General features: G+C 52.6%; 16 protein-coding genes and 1 pseudogene. 13 read left to right on the plus strand and 4 right to left on the minus strand.

What is annotated here, in order from left to right; genetic code table 11:
- Positions 1-7: 7 nt before the first annotated feature.
- On the plus strand, positions 8-2,197 hold the full coding sequence (locus AC6I1V_RS02645; RefSeq protein WP_497736828.1) for a sensor histidine kinase: 2,190 nt from the start codon (positions 8-10) through the stop codon (positions 2,195-2,197).
- Positions 2,198-2,313: 116 nt separating this feature from the next.
- Here the strand turns inward: AC6I1V_RS02645 and AC6I1V_RS02650 are convergent, their stop codons facing one another.
- Positions 2,314-2,670, minus strand: a complete 357-nt coding sequence (locus AC6I1V_RS02650) for a hypothetical protein (RefSeq protein ID WP_486850458.1) — start codon at positions 2,668-2,670, stop codon at positions 2,314-2,316.
- A 618-nt stretch (positions 2,671-3,288) separates the two neighbouring features.
- Here AC6I1V_RS02650 and AC6I1V_RS02655 point away from each other — a divergent pair.
- The 4 genes from AC6I1V_RS02655 (at position 3,289) to iadA (ending at position 8,357) form a co-directional block, all read left to right on the plus strand.
- Entirely contained in the window at positions 3,289-4,854 is a 1,566-nt protein-coding gene (locus tag AC6I1V_RS02655) for a Na+/H+ antiporter NhaC family protein (RefSeq protein ID WP_486853545.1), read from the plus strand.
- 222 nt (positions 4,855-5,076) lie between these two features.
- A complete protein-coding gene (locus AC6I1V_RS02660; protein WP_337431486.1) occupies positions 5,077-5,340 on the plus strand; it encodes a type II toxin-antitoxin system RelB/DinJ family antitoxin in 264 nt (87 codons plus the stop codon).
- Complete coding sequence (gene nhaC, locus AC6I1V_RS02665) at positions 5,327-7,117, plus strand: Na+/H+ antiporter NhaC (RefSeq protein WP_486853546.1); 1,791 nt, start codon at positions 5,327-5,329, stop codon at positions 7,115-7,117. The genes AC6I1V_RS02660 and nhaC overlap by 14 nt, the downstream gene beginning before the upstream one ends.
- 70 nt (positions 7,118-7,187) lie before the next feature.
- On the plus strand, positions 7,188-8,357 hold the full coding sequence (gene iadA / locus AC6I1V_RS02670; protein ID WP_486853547.1) for a beta-aspartyl-peptidase: 1,170 nt from the start codon (positions 7,188-7,190) through the stop codon (positions 8,355-8,357).
- A gap of 76 nt (positions 8,358-8,433) precedes the next feature.
- Here the strand turns inward: iadA and AC6I1V_RS02675 are convergent, their stop codons facing one another.
- The gene (locus AC6I1V_RS02675) at positions 8,434-8,874 is read right to left on the minus strand and encodes an acetyl xylan esterase (RefSeq protein WP_486853548.1); all 441 of its coding nucleotides are present in this window, start codon (positions 8,872-8,874) and stop codon (positions 8,434-8,436) included.
- Positions 8,875-9,217: 343 nt separating this feature from the next.
- Here AC6I1V_RS02675 and AC6I1V_RS02680 point away from each other — a divergent pair, with 343 nt between their 5' ends.
- Positions 9,218-9,457: a hypothetical protein gene (locus AC6I1V_RS02680; RefSeq protein WP_302551692.1), complete on the plus strand. Its 240-nt coding sequence runs from the start codon at positions 9,218-9,220 to the stop codon at positions 9,455-9,457.
- Between the two features lie 170 nt (positions 9,458-9,627).
- Here AC6I1V_RS02680 and pap read toward each other — a convergent pair.
- Positions 9,628-11,120: pseudogene (pap, locus tag AC6I1V_RS02685) on the minus strand (polyphosphate:AMP phosphotransferase).
- Positions 11,121-11,527: 407 nt separating this feature from the next.
- Positions 11,528-12,694: an MFS transporter gene (locus AC6I1V_RS02690; protein WP_486853549.1), complete on the minus strand. Its 1,167-nt coding sequence runs from the start codon at positions 12,692-12,694 to the stop codon at positions 11,528-11,530.
- A gap of 379 nt (positions 12,695-13,073) precedes the next feature.
- Here AC6I1V_RS02690 and AC6I1V_RS02695 point away from each other — a divergent pair, with 379 nt between their 5' ends.
- The 7 genes from AC6I1V_RS02695 to AC6I1V_RS02725 all read left to right on the plus strand — a co-directional run bounded on the left by AC6I1V_RS02695 (position 13,074) and on the right by AC6I1V_RS02725 (position 18,816).
- Positions 13,074-13,376, plus strand: a complete 303-nt coding sequence (locus AC6I1V_RS02695; protein ID WP_302551689.1) for an urease subunit gamma — start codon at positions 13,074-13,076, stop codon at positions 13,374-13,376.
- Between the two features lie 14 nt (positions 13,377-13,390).
- Positions 13,391-13,795 carry an urease subunit beta gene (ureB, locus tag AC6I1V_RS02700; RefSeq protein WP_302551688.1) on the plus strand — a complete coding sequence of 135 codons (405 nt, stop codon included), beginning with the start codon at positions 13,391-13,393 and terminating at the stop codon, positions 13,793-13,795.
- Between the two features lie 36 nt (positions 13,796-13,831).
- On the plus strand, positions 13,832-15,550 hold the full coding sequence (locus tag AC6I1V_RS02705; protein WP_302551687.1) for an urease subunit alpha: 1,719 nt from the start codon (positions 13,832-13,834) through the stop codon (positions 15,548-15,550).
- A gap of 215 nt (positions 15,551-15,765) precedes the next feature.
- A complete protein-coding gene (locus AC6I1V_RS02710; RefSeq protein ID WP_486853550.1) occupies positions 15,766-16,410 on the plus strand; it encodes an urease accessory protein UreE in 645 nt (214 codons plus the stop codon).
- 16 nt (positions 16,411-16,426) lie between these two features.
- Positions 16,427-17,143, plus strand: coding sequence for an urease accessory protein UreF (locus AC6I1V_RS02715; protein ID WP_497736829.1), 717 nt, complete (start codon positions 16,427-16,429; stop codon positions 17,141-17,143).
- Between the two features lie 55 nt (positions 17,144-17,198).
- The gene (gene ureG, locus AC6I1V_RS02720) at positions 17,199-17,837 is read left to right on the plus strand and encodes an urease accessory protein UreG (protein ID WP_308772145.1); all 639 of its coding nucleotides are present in this window, start codon (positions 17,199-17,201) and stop codon (positions 17,835-17,837) included.
- Positions 17,838-17,847: 10 nt separating this feature from the next.
- A complete protein-coding gene (locus AC6I1V_RS02725) occupies positions 17,848-18,816 on the plus strand; it encodes an urease accessory protein UreD (protein ID WP_486853552.1) in 969 nt (322 codons plus the stop codon).
- Positions 18,817-18,862 lie beyond the last annotated feature (46 nt).

The following is an 18,862-nucleotide window of genomic DNA, read 5'->3' on the forward strand; positions in this document are numbered from 1 at the left end:
GGTATGCATGGCAGAACAGGAGAAAGTAGTCCAGATTGGCGTTCCCGATGAACGGGAACGACGCCGCAGGCGTTATGAACTCTTGGCGGCTTTTCTTCTGCTCTTGTTGGTGTTAGGGGGAACATGGACGCAGCTCACGCTTTACGGTGTGGACTCGTGGATGTTCATCGCCCTGCTGAACATCAACTCCATCTTCATGCTTGTTATTCTGTTCCTTGTCGCCCGGAATGTCGTAAAGCTGATCATGGAGCGGCGCAGAAAAGTGTTCGGCGCCCAAATCCGTACTCGTCTTGTCGTCGTTTTTGTTTCGCTTTCTCTGATCCCTACGGTTATCATGTTCTTGGCATCCAACCGTGTCGTTGCAACCAGCGTCGACTATTGGTTTACCCGGCAGACGGAAACCTCCCTTCAGGCGGCTCTTGACGTGGGGCAAAGTTTTTATGCGGCGGCGGCGGAACGCCTGCACAGCCGTTCCGAGGCGATCGCTCAGGAAGCGGCACAACGTCGCATCGCTTGGACGGCCTCCAGCGTCAACAGGCTTCTTCAAACAAAACAAAAAGAATACGGCCTTACCTTAGTAGGCTTTGTTACACCGCAGGAAAAAGAACTGTATTGGCACGCACCTCAAGCCTTTACAGAAGGATGGCAGGAAGCACGTACGCGTATCGATTGGGCCCATGTCGCCCGAGCGACATTTGGGTCTTTGCTCTGGGCAACGGATGACGCCGATTACGTCATCGGTGTCTTGGCGATCGATGGCGGCAAAACAGGCTACCTTATTACTGCGGAAAGCATTGGGCAGGGCTTGCTGGCCAAACTGGAGCGGATTTCGAAGGGCTTCGAGGAATACGCTCAGCTCAAGCAACTCAAGAAACCGCTTAAAGTTTCCTTTTTGCTTATTTTGGGCGTGCTGGGGATGATTACCATCTTTGGTTCCGTATGGTTCGGCTTCCGCCTGTCCAAAGAGTTCACGGCCCCCATTTTGGCTTTGGCGCAAGGGACTACGCGCATTGCACAAGGCGATCTCGATTTCCGTCTTGAGGACAAGGGGGCTGATGAGCTGGGACTTCTTGTACAGTCATTCAACCATATGGCTAAAGATCTTCAAGAAGGACGGATGAGCCTGACTCACGCCAACGCGATGCTGGCCGAACACAATCGCTACATCGAAACAGTGCTTGATAATATCACTACTGGCGTGATCACCTTGGATGCGGATGGGCGTATCCAGACAATGAACAAAGCGGCAAGCTCCATTTTTGATGCTCAGCCCGAAAAGCTTACAGGGAGAAACCCTGCGGAATTTCTTCCGAGAAGTTACTCCAATATTTTTGTTTCCATGCTTGAAACGTTGTGCGAACACCCTGAGCAAAACTGGAAACGGCAGGAAGATTTCCTGCTTGGAGATCGGAGCTGGAAGCTTATATTGCATGCGGTTGCACTTTCCGGGCCAGGCGGTATCCGGGCATATGTCATTGTCGTTGAAGACATTACGGAACTCGAAAAAATGCAGCGGATGGCGGCATGGCGCGAAGTCGCAAAGCGCATCGCTCATGAAATCAAAAATCCCCTTACCCCGATCAAGTTATCGGCGCAGCGATTGGATCGGAAATTCGGCAAGCAGATAGAAGATCCGGCATTTGGTCAATGTACCGATCTTATCGTCAAACAAGTCGAGCGACTGCAGGAAATGGTGCAAGAATTTTCCTCTTTTGCAAAGCTTCCGGAAGTACAGCTTTCACCCAATGATGTCGCTCCGCTGCTGGATGAGCTTACAACGCTCTTCCGCACGAGTCACAGCAGCGTCACTTGGGATTTGCATCTGCCTGAACGCTTACCCAAGATAGCTTTGGATCCCGCCGCGCTGCACCGTGCCTTATTGAATATTTTTACCAATGCGGCGGAAGCTCTGGGTACTCTGCCGCCCGAAGCCTCAAAACGGGTACGCATTACGGCTGTCCACGACCGGGGACGAGGCAGCCTTAGGCTCATCATTTCCGATAATGGCCCGGGATTGCAACCGGAAGAACGGGAACGCATGTTTGAACCCTATTTTTCCCGCAAAAAGGGAGGCACAGGGTTGGGGCTGGCCATTGTCAAATCGATCGTTGCGGATCACCGTGGCACTATCCGAGCTGTAGCGGCACAGGGGGGCGGGACAGCCATTGTCCTTGAATTTCCTGTTATGCGTGCCTAGCTTTTTTGTTTTGTATTCAATAGAATATCAGAGAACCAATAAAAAACTCCCCGAATCTAACCGGGGAGTTTTTTATTCATACAACCCACAAAAACGCGGTGTGGCTGATTTATCCGCTATTGTTTAAGGCGGGAATCGTTTTTGTCGACACAGGCAAAAGTCAACTCTGCCCTGCCCCCGCGCCATGTCGTTTCCGAAGTAAGGTTTTCGATATAGACCTCTTGATTGATGCTGTCGCAAGCCTGTTTCGCTTGAGCGACAACGTATTCCCTAGCCCCACTTGTCCCTCCCTGATACGTCATTAATTCAACGCTTAACGTATGCAGCTTCCCGTCTGTCACGGCAGGGCCAGACGCGTCAGCACTAGGAGCCTCAGAAACAGCGCCTTCAAGATTTGAGGGGGTTCCCGTATCGTTCGCGGCACAACCAGAGAGCAACAACAACGCAGCACCAATCACACCAAATCGTTTCATAGCATCATCCTGTTTCTATCCAAAAATACGGCTGAATGCCGCACTTTCTCCTCGATATGATGAAAAGTAACCGAGAAGCTATCCTATGATAGTATCCGCAATTTACAGGCTTACGGTATAAAAAATGGACGCATTGTCAAGTGGGCTATGTTGAAAAACAATCGGACAGTTAATCCCGCCAAGGTTTGGCGCAGTATTTGCTTTTTTGATTTTATGGTGGAGAATATTTGGTAGTTATTTTTATTAAATAGAAAGGGTTGTGTGTCAGATTTTAAAAATTTACATAATTTATATAAATTATGAGCTATATACTCTGTTGTCTGACATCTGGAACACAGCGCCTTTATTCCGTAATCCAATGGCACTCATTCCCAATAAAAACAGGTGTACAATCCCCCTTAGCCTGTATTATAGTCACCCGAATGGCATATTTTTCATGCTGTTTTTGTCCCTGAACAGCTTTCTTGAATACTGCTCCACTCTGCCCGGCATATGGGGAATGTTCATACGTGGCAAGAAACGGACGGCTTATGCCGATTGCCCACGTGGACGTTACGGAGCTTAGAGGAGCATAAAAAATGTTGCCGGATTCGCATCGGCTGCACGGAGGATGAAATCGTGGAACCGTATTATGCAGGATGGCTCTCGCTGCTGCCGCCAGTTATCGCCATCACCTTGGCTTTACTGACAAAAGAAGTCATTTCCTCTTTGCTGATAGGCATTCTGACGGGAACATTCATTTATTCGGTTGGGATGAATAGTGATGTCCTGTTCATGGGCACCATTGAATCGGCTTTTGACACTATGGGCAATAAAGTCGACTTCAACATTCTGATTTTCTGCACACTGCTTGGGGCGTTGGTTTACACTATTTCCATGGCGGGGGGGACAAGAGCGTACGGGAAGTGGGCTACACGCAAGATCAAGAGCCGAAAGGCCGCCCTGTTATCCACCGGCGGTCTGGGGGCGTTCATCTTCATCGACGACTATTTCAATTGCCTTACCGTCGGCACGGTTATGAAGCCTGTCACCGATTCCTACAAAATTTCTCGCGCTAAGCTGGCCTATATTATTGATGCCACGGCCGCGCCCATCTGTATCATCGCACCTATTTCCAGCTGGGCTGCCGCAGTGGGAAGCAACCTGAAGACAACCGGGGCATTCACCAGTGACTTTGCCGCGTTTGTTTCCACCATCCCCTATAATTTCTACGCTCTGCTCTCCATCGCTATGGTGGGGCTCATCTGCCTGACAAATTCGGATTTCGGCCCCATGCGCATAGCTGAGGAACACGCGCAGCACGGCGATCTTGGCGCTGTTGATGGAAGTTCCAAGGAGCAAGTTCAACCAGCGGAACGCGGTACCGTATGGGATATGCTGATCCCCATCGGCAGCCTGATTGTTTTTGCCGTACTCGGCCTCCTTTACAACGGTGGTTACTGGGGAAAAGATCCGGCGTTCCACACCATGGGCGCGGCTTTCGGCAACTGTACCGCCGCCAAAGCCCTTGTTTGGGCGTCCGTTGGCGCTCTTGCCGTCTCCTTCTTGCTTTTTGTTCCCCGTGGCCTTTTGTCTTTCAGGACGTTTATGGACGGGGCCGTTGAAGGAATGAAAACCATGTTGCCCGCCAATATTATTTTGGTATTGGCATGGACAATCAGCGGTGTCTGCCGTGATCTGCTGCAGACACCTATTTTCGTGCAGTCCCTCGTGGAGGGCGGAGGCGTTTCCGGGGCACTCCTTCCTGCCATCGTGTTTTTGATTGCGGGCTTTTTGAGCTTCTCCACGGGCACGGCATGGGGAACCTTCGGCATCCTGATCCCTATCATCGTCCCTGTCGCTCAGGCTGTCGATCCGGAGCTGGTGGTGGTTTCCCTCTCCGCAACTCTCGCTGGCAGCGTGTTCGGGGATCACTGCTCCCCCATTTCGGACACGACCATTCTCTCCAGTGCCGGTGCAGGCTGCAATCATATCGAGCACGTATCCACACAGTTGGGCTATGCGTGCATAGTGGCTTTCTGCTGCTTCGTCGGATATGTGGTCGCAGGTTTTACCAAAGCCAACCTGTTGTTGAGCCTCGGCTCTTCACTTATCCTGCTGCTCATCAGCGTGTTTATTTTACATATGTTGGGCAATAAAAGGGCTGCCGCCAGGGAATCCGCCGCAGCTGAGGAAAGTATCTAAGTATTCACCTAGGAAATCAAATAGGCATGAGGGTGGGCTTAAGTCCGCCCTCTTTTTGTGTGCATATCAAATCTCTAAATATATTATACTGTAATTACAGGTAAAATTGTTTTTAAGCAGTAACCAACGGAATTATTTCTGAGTAGTCACTTTTTTCAGGATGTTAGATTGACACTATCTCAATTGAGATACATAATAACTCAAATACGATACGAGGTGGGTATGGCTAATACGACAATGGTTCACATCCGTGTTGACGAAAAGCTCAAACGCGAAGCATGTGCCGCTCTGGACGGCATGGGCCTGTCTCTTTCGGATGCTGTGCGTCTGCTCCTTGTCCGTGTGGCGGCAGAAAAGGCTTTGCCTTTTGAAATCAGGGTTCCCAATACAAACACAATCCGAGCTATGGAGGATGTGAAGGTGGGCTCCTTGGAATCCTTCGAGTCTGTCACATCACTCATGGACAGCATCGATGAGAACAATTGAAGCAACCCCAACCTTCAAGGAGGACTTGAAAAGAGTCTGCCGGGATCCGGGTCGGAAACAAGCTGTTGAAGACCTGCTTTCCATTCTGGCGCGTGATCTTGAATTCATGGTGGGTATGCCGACGCACACGCTGCCCGGCAAATGGAGCGATTATCTGGAATGCCAGCTGCAATCGAATCTTTTCCTTATTTATAGAAAACCTGACAAAAACAGACTTCAGCTCGTACGTCTGGGAAGTTGTTCCGACTTTGAATGCCGGGACGACGAGTATGACATCGGATTCTCTGTATCTTGCGGAAATAAGGAAGAGCCCTCCAGATTTTTCAAACCCGACAATACAACTACAGGGAGACCGACTGTGACCACGCATAGGAAACCGACACTTGCCTTCGCCCTTTTTACGCTGCTTTCCATCGTCACAATCATTGCCTGCGGGATGATTTTCTTTAACTTGAAACTTCACCTGCTCATGATGTCTTGTTGGGTTGTCTGTGCCCTGTTTGCCCGGCGTCTGGGCTATACGTATACGGAACTTGAAGTCGGCGCGTATGAACTCATCCAGAGGGCCATGGGCGCCGTCATCATTTTGATGTGTGTCGGAGCTCTTATTGGGGCATGGATTTCCGCCGGAACGGTTCCGGTCATGATCTATGTCGGCCTCCAGATCATTTCCCCCAGCCTCTTCCTCGTGACAAGCCTGATTCTGTGTTCGGTAACGTCACTTACGACAGGGACTTCATGGGGTACAATCGGAACGGTCGGCCTTGCCATCATGGGGATTGGCGCCGGCCTCGGCTTTGATCCGGGCATTACCGCAGCCTCCATCATCTGCGGCGCATTCTTCGGCGATAAGCTTTCTCCTCTCTCCGATACCACCAATATGGCCGCCGCAGTCAGCGGGGTTCCGTTGCTCCGGCATGTCCGCCACATGGTGAACACGATTACGCCCGCCTACATCATTACCATCATCCTGTATGCAATCATCGGGTTCAAACAGAGCTCCGGCATAGCCGATACATCCCAGCTCAATGCCATCCTCACTGGACTCAGCGAACACTTCCAAATCGGCATCATCCCCGCCCTGCCCATGCTGCTGGTGCTCGGCCTGCTGATCCGCCAGACCAATCCCGTCCTCGCCATCGTCAGCGGTGCGCTTTTCGGCGTCCTCATCGCCGTTGGCTATGCCGGTATGGATTTAACTACCGCCTTCAACTCCATGTGGAGCGGCTACAAGGCTGATTTTGCCAATCCTATGTTGGCGAAGCTGCTGAACCGCGGCGGCATCACCAGTATGCTCGACATCGCTGCGCTGGTTATTTTTGCCTGTGGGCTTGGCGGCATGCTCCGCCACATAGGGATTATCGATGCCGTGTTGGAGCCTGTGGCCCGCCGTGCGACTTCCGGCCTTTCTCTGGTGCTCGCTACACTGTTCATCGGCTATGGGACGCTCATGCTGACGGCCGCCGCTTACTTCAGCATCGTCATGAACGGTACCGTCATGGCACCTCTGTTCCGCAAGCGCGGTTACCGCCCTGAAAATTGCTCCCGGGTCGTTGAGGATGCCGGGACGCTCGGAGGCCCTCTTGTGCCTTGGGCCTCCAATGCCCTCTTCCCCATGAGCATGCTCAGCGTATCATATATGGATTACGCACCGTGGGCGTTCGTCCTGTACCTCACGCCCCTCATGTCCATCCTTTACGCGGCGTTTAACATCAACATGACCCGGCTTACTCCAGAGGAAATGGCGGAAGAAAACAAAGAATTCCTAGTAGGGTAAGCATCGTTACGCATCTATCCCCAAACCGCCGCCTCGAAAGAGGCGACGGCTCCTTCCAAAGGAAAACATCATGGCCACTATTCTTATACGTAATGCCTCCGTTTTTTCTCCCGATCCCCTTGGAACCAGCGATATCCTGATCATCAACGATCGCATTGCCGCCATTGCACAGAATATTTCCATCCCAGAATGGCTTGATCCCGTGCAACAGATGGATGGTAAAGGGCTTTTTGCCGTTCCCGGATTCATTGACGCGCATGTCCACATTACAGGAGGAGGCGGTGAGGCAGGATTCTCTTCGCAAGTTCCTCCTCTTCCCCTTTCAAAGCTCATCCGTTCGGGTGTGACGACCGTTGGTGGGCTTCTCGGCACTGATGGAGTAACCCGGCATGTCGATGCAGTGCTCGCCAAAGCGAACGCTCTTGAAGAAGAAGGCGTCAGCACTTTTATTATGTCAGGAGGGTATCCTGTACCTTCTCCGACGCTGACCGGCTCAATCCGTTCGGATATTGCCTTCATTGAAAAGGTTCGCGGCGGCAAGATTGCCATTGCGGATCATCGGGTCGCTCCCGTTTCCGTCGAAACCCTGCTTGCCGTTGCCACGGAAGCCCGCGTAGGCGGAATGCTCCGCGGATTCATCGGTATGCTGATCATGCATATCGGTGCGGCGGCGGAAGGGCTTTCCTGTGTGTTCTCCGCATTGGAACGTGCGCCGCACCTAGGGCGTCACTTGATCGCTACACACATCAACCGAAACCCCTTCACCTTTTCCGAAGCGATCAAGTTGGTCACCAAAGGCGGATTCATGGACATTTCTTCCGGCCTGAATGCCAAAACCTTGGGCCCGGACACCCTGAAACCGTCAGAAGCCATTGCCGCTGCCGTGCGTCAGGGAGTTGCCAAGGAGCGTATCCTGATGAGTTCGGACGGCAACGGCAGCGCGGCACGTTATGGAGACGACGGCAGTGTCAGCGGACTTGTGGCCTCTGACCTCGGCAGCCTCCATACGGAGTTCGTTGACTGCGTAAAAGAAGGTATGCCGCTCTCCGAAGCGCTTTGCCCGGTTACCCGCAACGTGGCCCAGGCTTTTTCCCTCTCCCGGAAAGGGCACATTGCGGTTGGGGCCGATGCAGACGTTCTGTTGCTCACGCCCGATCTGGCCCTGCATACGGTTATCGCACGCGGCGAGTGCATGATGCGGGAAGGTCGGCTGTGCAAGAAAGGAACCTTTGAAGAATAACGGGCTGTCTCAGCCTTGAAAAAAGCCCTATCCGCCTTCCCGGATAGGGCTTTTTGTGTGTCACCGATAACTCTTCTTAGCCCTCCGCAAGTGAAGGGTGGCTGTTGACGAATGCCGCCACATCCCTGATGGCACGCACACACTCTTTTGCATATGAGGATAACCTCTGAACGAAATCTTCAGGTGTACTCAGCGTCTGTATCTCGAAAAAGGCATAGAGAATACCATCATTCTCCACACTGTATATTTTTACCATCCGAATGTTGCTGGCAATTTTATTAAAGGCGGCATCAAGAAACGCTTTGTGGCACAGATTGACCGTTTCCATAGGCATGAACGTCCTGAGGCAAATGAAGTCGCTCTCCGCTTTCGCGTACCCGGGAAAGTGATCCGGCACAACGAAAAAGGTAATCCCCAAAACCCGCACACTGATCTGCGGCAAGCCATTATTCAGGGTTCCCCATTCCGCCTCCATGCCGCCCTCTCTGATCCGCTCGTATACCTTTATGAAGTCCATGCTCATCTCCTTTCCTCGGGCTTATACCCGGACGGTGATAGCGCGATGCAGCAAGGGACGCAACCGCTAACCTAAAAAGGGGGTTGCCCCTCCTCCCATCAGGGCTCCCGTTCCTTCCTAAAAAATGGTGGTTCCTTCTAGACAGTTCATGTTATTCTGTATATGACAGAGCAAAGTCCATGAGCAAATATAGCCATGCGTACGGTCTGTAGGGCAAGCTGCATTGCGCAATAGGAACGTTTTACAGGTGTTGAGCCTCTTTTCATTCCAGCCTCTCGAAAAGTGCTTCTGGCTGGAAATTGTATTTGTTTAGACACTCATAAACGTATTCAGAGAAAACGCTATGGAATTCCCCCAATTTGAATTTATCATCAAACGTATCTTTTACTTTTTTCTTCTTTTAATTGTCTTTGCCCTTGCTGCGGTGTTTTGGTTCATGTTTGATGTGTTCCTGTTCTGGAAATATACGCCGCTCAGTGAATGGTCTCCCCTTGGAAGAGTGCTTTGGATGACATTTTCCGTCCTGACAACCATTGGCGTCAACCTTCTTGTTCAGAAAAAAATCAAACACCACTCCGCATAGCAATATCTTTCCTTATATTGAGGTAAGCTCACCAAGGCAGCAAAATTTCATTCTTTACCTTAGAAAACGCGCCCTCCGTTCCCAATGGAATGGAGAGCGCATTTTCTGTTCGCCTGAAGGGTTTCAGGATTTATTCACTCCTCCGACAGAGGGTTATCCGCCTGTGGAGTTCATTTCTTCTTTTTCTGTTCCAAGGCCTTCTTGAGGGCGTCCCGGTATATCCGTATTACCTCCAGCCGTGCATATTTTTTATCTTCGGCTGGAATGATATGCCACGGCGCATACTCTGTACTTGTCCGGAGGAACATCTCATCGGCGGCTTCCACATAGGCGGGCCATTTTTCTCTATTGCGCCAGTCATCCGGGGTAATCTTGTAGTTTTTCCACGGAATCTCTTCCCGCTCCTTGAACCGCCTCAATTGCTCCTCCGGGGAAATATGCAGCCAGAACTTGAGCAGAATATTGTTATGCTCCTGCAGTTGTCCTCAAAACCGTTCAACTCCGCATAGGCCCGTTTCCAGTCCTCCGGCGGCGTCAGCTTTTCCACCCGCTCCACCAATACCCTGCCATACCATGAGCGATCATAAATCGTGACAAATCCCGCCCGTGGAATATGGCGCCAAAACCGCCATAGATAGTTATGGGCGAGTTCTTCATCAGTAGGAGCACTGATGGGGATGACACGGGTAATCCGGGCATCTATCCCCGCCGTCAGCCTTCGGATAGCGCCACCCTTGCCCGCCGCATCCCAGCCTTCAAAGAGAATCGTGCTGGAGATCCCCTTTTTATAGGCTTTATACGTCAAATCATATACTTCCGACTGTAGCTCAGCCAATTCCTTCTTATATGCCCCGCGTTCACAGGTCTTGGAAAGATCGATGGCATCCAAAGCGGAAATCTGCCCTATCACCTCTTTGCCCGCTTTCGCAGGAAGCGCCGAGGCAGCACTCCGCGGCTTTATGGTAACTGCCGCTTCAACTGCCCCAATAATGGCCCGTGCCACCGATGCATTACGAAAATTGGCATCATACGCATCAATGATAGTCCAAGGTGCATCCACCCTATCCGTCAGAGTAATGGCCTTGGCTGCCGCACTTACAAGACCGTCATAGTTCTCGGCACCCTTTTTATCATAAGGAGTGAAGTGGTGGATCTCTTGGTGTTTCAGGCGCTCTTTGAAACGGGCTTTCTGTACTTTCTTGCTGAGGTGAAGCCAGAGCTTGATGATGACCGTCCCGGATGACACTAAGGTATGTTCAAGCCTCCTCCAGCGGTCCATCGACGCATTAAACTCACCCTCGCTGATCTCTCCGCAGCCAAAACGCCTGAGGGTTCCATCATACCAGCCTCCCAAGAAAACCCCAATTTCGCCCCTAGCGGGCAGCTTGTTCCAGAACTGCCATGCATCAGGGCGCGTCCGCTCCTCATCCGTCTGCATCCAAAAGACATGGTTTCGGATCGTTTTGGCGTCCATCCACTCGGAAAGCATATTAGCAACCGCCCCACGCCCGGAACCATCCACGCCAGTTATGGTGATTAAGACAGGGAGCTTGTGTTCAATGCAGAACCCCTGTGCCTTGAATAGATTCATGCGCAGCTCACTTTCAATAGCTGCATATTCTTTTGCCGGGTAACTCCGGCCTAATGCCGCAGACTCAAACATGGGCACTCCTTTCTTCTAGAAATTCTCCTATAAAAACGAGAAGAAACAATTATAGCAAAGCCGCTAATGGACTGTTGCTTAAAGAGATTACGCCCCCCTACATGAGCGCAAGTTCATCCATAAAAAATACATAATTTAAAATAGTTAGCTATATAAGATATCAACCATAGAAAAAAAGTAGTTCAGAATCACAAAAGTCAAAATCTGCATCACATCAAGGAACATACCGTCCCTGTGAGACACTGTGTTTTATACAATTGCATACTAGAATAAAAAGAATACACCATGATACCATGCTCTTTTCTTGCAGTATAATAAAATACAATCTGTTCGACTAGGTACGCTCTTATGATATGAAAATATGGATATTCTCCTGTCTACTATATGCTGATAAGAATGAATATTTTTTATTTCTGAGTGGAAGTAATACGTGGTTGAAACAAAAAAGATGCCACCAGCACAATCAAAATACTTACGGTAAAACCAAAGAAATACGCACCATTCCAAAGCCATTTCATGGAAATGATGCTGAACAGGAGCGGCGATACACTCTGGCTTACACGAACGGACGTCTCGCTCACCGCAAGGATGGCTGCACGATCACTGGGCGTACCGAGCAGTGCTACCTTATCATTGATGATGGGTAAGGAAAGCCCCTGCGCCGCACCGGACACGAATAAGGGAACCGCACAAAGCCATAACTCAGGAATAAAGGATAAGAAAGCCAGCGGCAGAGTATAACAAACCCCTGCCGCCAAAATGAGTGTACGGAAAGCCCATTTTGTATGGAGGCGGGGAAGCCCTGTAGCCGCTAGGTAGGAGCCGATGGCCACAAACGAAAAAACGAGACCGATGCGGGACGGAGTTGCGTGGTATTTTGCTTCAGCCATCATCGGGAAACAGGTGTTAATGGGCCCATAGATGACACAGTAGCACAAAAATACTAGCAGGAAGAAGCCAATGGCCCTCCTCTCGCATAGAATATTCCCCGTTTGTTTCCAGTAACGCCGCCAGTCCATTACCCCCTGCGGCTTTTTCAGCGTCACCATAAGAGACAAAACCGCTATCGGCAGGGCCAACGTGAAGACGAAAAACGGCGCCCGCCATGACCATTCCCCGATGAGGCCGCCAATAATGGGATAAATGATGGTTCCAAGGCTCGAAACAGCTGTAAGCCGCCCCATGATACGCGGCAGATGCTTTTCATCCACCATATCCGCCGCAAGGATGGTATAGAGCACACCAAGCGGCCCGGCACCAATCCCTTGAATAACACGGCAGATCAACACATCTCGCCAACTCTCCGCAAAAAGACACAAAATCCCCCCTCCGGCAAATACCAACAAAGCTGGAAGTAAAACCGCCATTCTCCCGAACCGATCGGACAGCACTCCTGCAACAAGCGTCATTGCGGCTTCCGCTAATGTAAAGCAGACAACCACCATCCCTGCCTCCGCAATACTCAGGCCGAATGTCCGCGCCATTGCCGGCATGACCGGAAGAATCAACGTGACTCCCATAGCGCTTAGCAAGCGGACTCCGAACAACAACGTCAAGTCACTTTTTCCCGGCATGGCCTCTCCCTGTATTTTTATCGGCACGTGGCATACCGTATAGCATTATTGAATGCTGTCTCACTATATACCATATTATTTTTATTCTTTTAGATTGGTGAACAATATACAATTCGTATCTTATATATTAATTTAATATTTAGTTCATATTCTATTAAATTATAATAACATGAATAATATACAATCCAAATATATAAATATTATTATAATTCCATATTTTATTTTCTTAAAAAATAAAACAGTATAACACTCTTTATAATTGTTCATATTTCACATGCATTGTTAGCCTTTTGTTGTTTCATGACGTGACGTACTCATCATGAAACATGTATATTACATTTATATCATATGTACTACAGATACTGCAAAGGAGGCTCATATGCACCTTACTCCTCGCGAGCTCGACAAGCTCATGATTCATACCTTGGCCAATGTCGCGCTCAAGCGGAAAGCCAAAGGCTTGAAGCTCAACCATCCCGAAACAGTGGCTGTGCTTTCCGCCGCCGCACTTGAAGAAGCCCGCGCCGGGAAGACCGTCGAAGAAGTTATGGCCGAAACCCGCAAAGTCCTCACCCGCAACGACGTCATGGAAGGTGTGGTCGAAATGATCCCTTCCGTGCAGGTGGAAGCCGTCTTCACCGATGGGAGCCGCCTCATCACCATTCACAACCCCATCAACTAAAGGGGGATTTTTCCATGACCAACAAGACTCCGAACAAAACCACAGCGCCGGTCGGCGGCCTGATCCTTGGTTCCGCTCCCATTGAATTCAACGCGGGGCGCAAGACAGTTACCCTCAAAGTCCGCAACACCGGCGACCGCCCCATTCAGGTCGGCTCACACTTTCACTTTTTCGAAGTGAACCGCGCCCTCGAATTTGATCGCCACGCCGCTTACGGCATGCGTTTGAACATCTCCTCCACGACCGCCATCCGTTTCGAGCCGGGCGATGAGAAAACCGTATCCCTCGTCACCATTGGCGGGACTTCCGGCACCTATGGATTCAACAATCTTGTGGACGGCTGGACCGGGGACGAACACGAACGGGTCATCAACGAGGAACGTGCCGACAAGCTCGGTTTCAAGAACGCCAAAAAGTAGTTCCCGCGCCATCGGCGCGACGGAAAGGAGTTTCATATGCCAACAATTTCTCGTCAGGAACACGCTGCCCTCTTCGGCCCGACCGTTGGGGACAAAATCCGGCTTGGGGATACGGATCTCTATGTTGAAATCGAAAAGGACTTGCGCCACTACGGTGACGAGTCCATGTACGGCGGCGGCAAAACCCTGCGCGGCGGCATGGGCGGTGATGCCCGCTTGAACCGCGATGCTGGCGTGCTTGATCTCGTCATTACCAACGTCACCGTCATTGATGCCGTGCAGGGTGTCATTAAAGCCGACGTGGGAATCAGGGACGGTAAGATCGTGGGTATCGGCAAGAGCGGCAACCCGTCCATGATGAATGGCGTCGATCCCGATCTCATCGTAGGCAATTCCACTGACGCCATCACCGGTGAACATCTTATCCTCACCGCCGGCGGCATCGACTCCCACGTCCACTATATCTCTCCACAACAGGGGTATGCCGCTCTCTCCAATGGCGTAACCACCTTCTTCGGCGGCGGAGTCGGCCCCACCGACGGCACCAACGGTACGACCATCACCCCCGGTCCGTGGAACATCAGCAAAATGCTGGAAGCCATCGACGCCATGCCTGTGAACATGGGCATCCTCGGTAAGGGGCACGCCTACAACAGTGTCCCGTTGGTCGAGCAGATTGAGGCCGGCGCGTGCGGCTTCAAGGTACATGAAGACTGGGGGGCCATGCCCGCCATGATCCGCGCTGCGCTGAGCGTCGCCGACGATATGGACGTGCAGGTTTCCATCCACACTGACACCTTGAACGAATCCGGATATGTGGAAGACACCATCGACGCCATCGCGGGCCGCGTCATCCATACCTTCCATACGGAAGGTGCGGGCGGCGGACACGCTCCAGACATCCTGCGTGTGGCGAGCCATCCCAACGTGCTGCCCAGTTCCACAAACCCAACCTTGCCTTTCGGCATCAACACTCAGTCGGAACTGTTCGACATGATCATGGTTTGCCATAACTTGAACCCCAACGTGCCCTCCGACGTTTCCTTCGCCGAAAGCCGCGTACGCGCCGAAACCGTCGCCGCTGAAAACGTACTGCATGATATGGGCGTCATCTCCATGATCTCCAGCGACTCGCAAGCTATGGGCCGCGTAGGTGAAAACTGGCTCCGCGTGATCCAGACCGCTGACGCAATGAAGGCCGCCCGCGGCAAACTCCCTGAGGATGCGCCCGGCAACGACAACTTCCGCGTCCTGCGCTATGTGGCAAAACTGACGATCAACCCCGCTATCACGCAGGGCGTCAGCCACCTCATCGGCTCCGTGGAAGTAGGCAAGTATGCCGACCTCGTACTCTGGGAACCGCAGTTCTTCGGCGCCAAGCCCAAAATGGTGATCAAGGGCGGCATGATCAGCTGGGCTAACATGGGTGATCCCAACGCTTCCCTGCCCACGCCACAGCCTACCTACTACCGCCCGATGTTCGGCGGCATGGGTCTCGCCAAGCCCCGCACACGAATCACCTTCGTTTCACAGGCCGCCATGGAGCGGAACATCCGCGAAAAGCTCGGCCTGCGCAGTTGCGTCGAACCTGTGTGCAACATCCGCGGTCTGAACAAGCACGACATGGTGCGCAACGGCAACCTGCCCAAAATCGAAGTTGATCCCGAAACCTTCGCGGTCAAAGTCAACGGTGTGCATGCCACCGTTAAGCCGGCCGAAAAGGTCGCCCTCGGCCAGCTTTATTTCTTCAGTTAACGGTTGAATCGCTAGGGAGGACGCTTTGTAAAAAAAGCGTCCTCCCCAACCCCTCCAACTGCAACAATTTTAAAAAATTTGTTTCAGTGACCAGATTCGCATGACGCCTTTAAATTCACCGGGATACGGCTGCAAGGCTGTAATGGTGAACCTCTTTCACAGTGGGTTAAGGGCGGTGTCTCTTACCGCCGAAAGCATCATAGAAAGGAAACTCCATGCAACTCGTAGAAAACGTACTCGGCAACAGCAACGATCCCGTGTGGAAAGCTCGGCTGGCCGATGCCGCCATTGATACGCTTGAACTCAGCCAATGGGACGCGCAGAAAAACAGGCTCCGCAAAGATACCCGAAATGGCCAGGCCATTGCAGTATCCCTCGATCGCAACGCCTTCCTCCATGATGGCGACGTCCTCCTTTGGGACGAAAAAATGAAACAGGCCGTTATCTGCAAAATCGATCTGTGCGATGTGCTTGTCATCGATCTCAGCGGCCTCCAAAAGCTGCCCCCCGAGCAGCTCATCGAACGCTGCGTCCAGCTCGGGCATGCCCTCGGCAACCAGCACTGGCCCGCCATCGTACAGAACGGCTTCGTATACGTTCCCATGGCGGTGAACCGCCTCGTCATGAATTCAGTCATGAATACCCATCATTTCAAAGACATTACCTTCCGCTTTGCGCCCGGTTCCGAGATCGTGGAGCTCCTCGAACCCACGCAGGCCCGCCGTTTGTTCGGCGGCACGGAGCGCCCCATGGACGGCGGCCACACCCACGCGTCTCCCGACGGACATGCGCACCACCATGGCCATCACCACACGCACGCACACGAAGGACATTGCCACGACGGCCACTGCCATAACTAAGGCCCCGGAGCATACCGTGAAAAATATTCTTTCTCTCTCCAGAATGATGCAGTTCGGCGACTCCATGCTCCCAGTGGGGGCCTTTGCCTTTTCAAACGGCCTAGAGTCGGCAGTCCAGAAAGGCGTGGTCTACGATACCGAAACCCTGCGTCAATATACGCATACGGCTCTCGAACAGGCGGCGAAAGGCGATGCCGTGGCCGTCGTTTGGGCGACGCGCGCGGCCCTCTCCGGGGATCTGGAAGAGCTGATCCGTATTGACCGTGAGGTACTGTGCCGCAAACTCAATGAAGAAAACAGACTTATGGCTACCCGTATGGGGCGCAAGCTCGCGGAAATGGGAGCGGACATCACCGAGAACCCCCTTGTCATCGGCTGGCGGGACACCGTCAAGGACGGCAGGGCTCCAGGGACCTACCCGGTCTCCCTCGCCGTGCAGTTCGTGGCAATGGGCCTCTCCACGCAGGAGAAGCTCGACGCCGGAACGCTCGACGAAGTCCTTACCGTCCACCAGTACGGCGTCGCCATGACCATCCTGAACGCATCCATGCGTATCATGCGCATCAGCCATATTGATATGCAGCGCGTGCTCTACAGCCTGACGCGGGATTTCGACGCCATGTGCCGGACCGCCATGCGGACGCCGCTGGAACAGATGTCCAATTACGCTCCCATGACCGACATCCTCGCCGCCAACCACGTCAAGGCGCACGTGCGGCTGTTCATGGGCTGATCCGGCCATCCGTTCCGGAAAGATCCTCCACCTCTTTTTTGAAAAGGAATACGCAATGAAAAAAATCACTCGCATCGGCGTGGGCGGCCCGGTCGGATCCGGCAAGACGGCCATCATCGAAGCCGTCACCCCCGTTCTTATCCGCAGAGGCATCAAGCCGCTCATCATCACCAACGACGTGGTCACCACCGAAGACGCCAGGCACGTCCAGCGTGAACTGGATGGCATCCTCGAAGCCGAAAAGATCGTGGGTGTGGAAACCGGGGCATGCCCGCACACCGCCATCCGCGAGGATCCAAGCATGAACCTCGCCGCCGTGGAAGAGCTGGAAAGCAAGTTCCCCGACAGTGATCTCATCTTCATCGAGAGCGGCGGCGACAACCTTACCCTGACCTTCAGTCCGGCGCTGGCGGACTTCTTCATCTATGTCATCGATGTGGCCGCTGGGGACAAAATCCCGCGCAAGAGCGGCCCCGGCGTATGCCAGTCCGACATCCTCGTGATCAACAAGGAAGACCTCGCCCCTTACGTCAAGGCCAGCCTTGAGGTCATGGATCGAGATTCCAGAAAGATGCGGGGCGGCAAGCCTTTCATCTTCACCAACTGCATGACGGGCAAGAACATCGAAGAGCTCACGGACATGATCATCCGTGACGCCCTGTTTGATTTCAAGCCCGCCGAAAAGACGGCCTAGGAGGTTGCCCATGAGTCAGCTCAGCAGCCGCGCCCGCGTCGAGCTCGCAAGAGCGGCCCTTTCGCGGATCGGGCTCGAATCGCCGGAACTGCGCCCCTATCAGGATGAACCGGCGCAGATGCCCAGCGGCACGGTCGGCAAAGACGGGTATTTGCGGCTTGAGTTCGCCGATCAGGGAGATCGCAGCGTAATGGCGTTCATGGATCGGCGTGTGCCGTTCCTTGTCCAGCGGGCGCTGTACTGGGACGAGGCCATGCCGCGGATGCCCTGCATATTCATCATCACGACAACAGGCTGTGTATTGCAGGGTGATCGGATGGCGTTGGAGATCGAGGTCGGCAAGAACGCGCAGGCCCACGTCACCACGCAGTCTGCGACCAAGGTTCATATGATGAATGCCAATTACGCCTCGCAGCTACAGGACATTGTCGTGGAGGAAGGCGGTTATTTGGAATACATGCCCGATCCGCTCATCCCGCACCGTACTTCGCGCTTTCTCAGCAAGACCCGGATTTCCGTCTCGGAAACCGGAAGCCTGCTCTATGCCGAAGTCGTACTGCCGGGACGGAAATACCACCACGAAGACGAACTGTTCGGATTCGACCTCTACTCTTCGACCATTGAAGCCACCCGCCGCGAGAACGGCGAAAAGCTGTTTGTCGAGAAGTTCATCATCAATCCACGCGAAACGGATCTGTCCCGAACCGGCATCATGAACGGCTATGAGGTATTCGGCAACGTCATCCTTATGACGACAAAGGAAAAGGCCATTCGGGTACGCGAGGAGGTAGAGGCCGACGTAGATAAGGAGACGGGCCTCGCCTACGGAGTGTCCCTGCTTCCAGGTGAATGCGGGTTGATTTTTAAGGTTCTCGGCATGACATCGGAGTCAGTCCGGGGCAAAATCCGAGAATTTTGGCAAATCGCACGCAAGGCCGTCACAGGGAATGAACTGCCGCAAGCCTTCCTGTGGCAATGATACGAACCAACAGGAAGCTCAGAAAGACACTGGCGGTAGTTTCCGC

This window comes from Bilophila sp. T19-St14 (genome assembly GCF_059728385.1).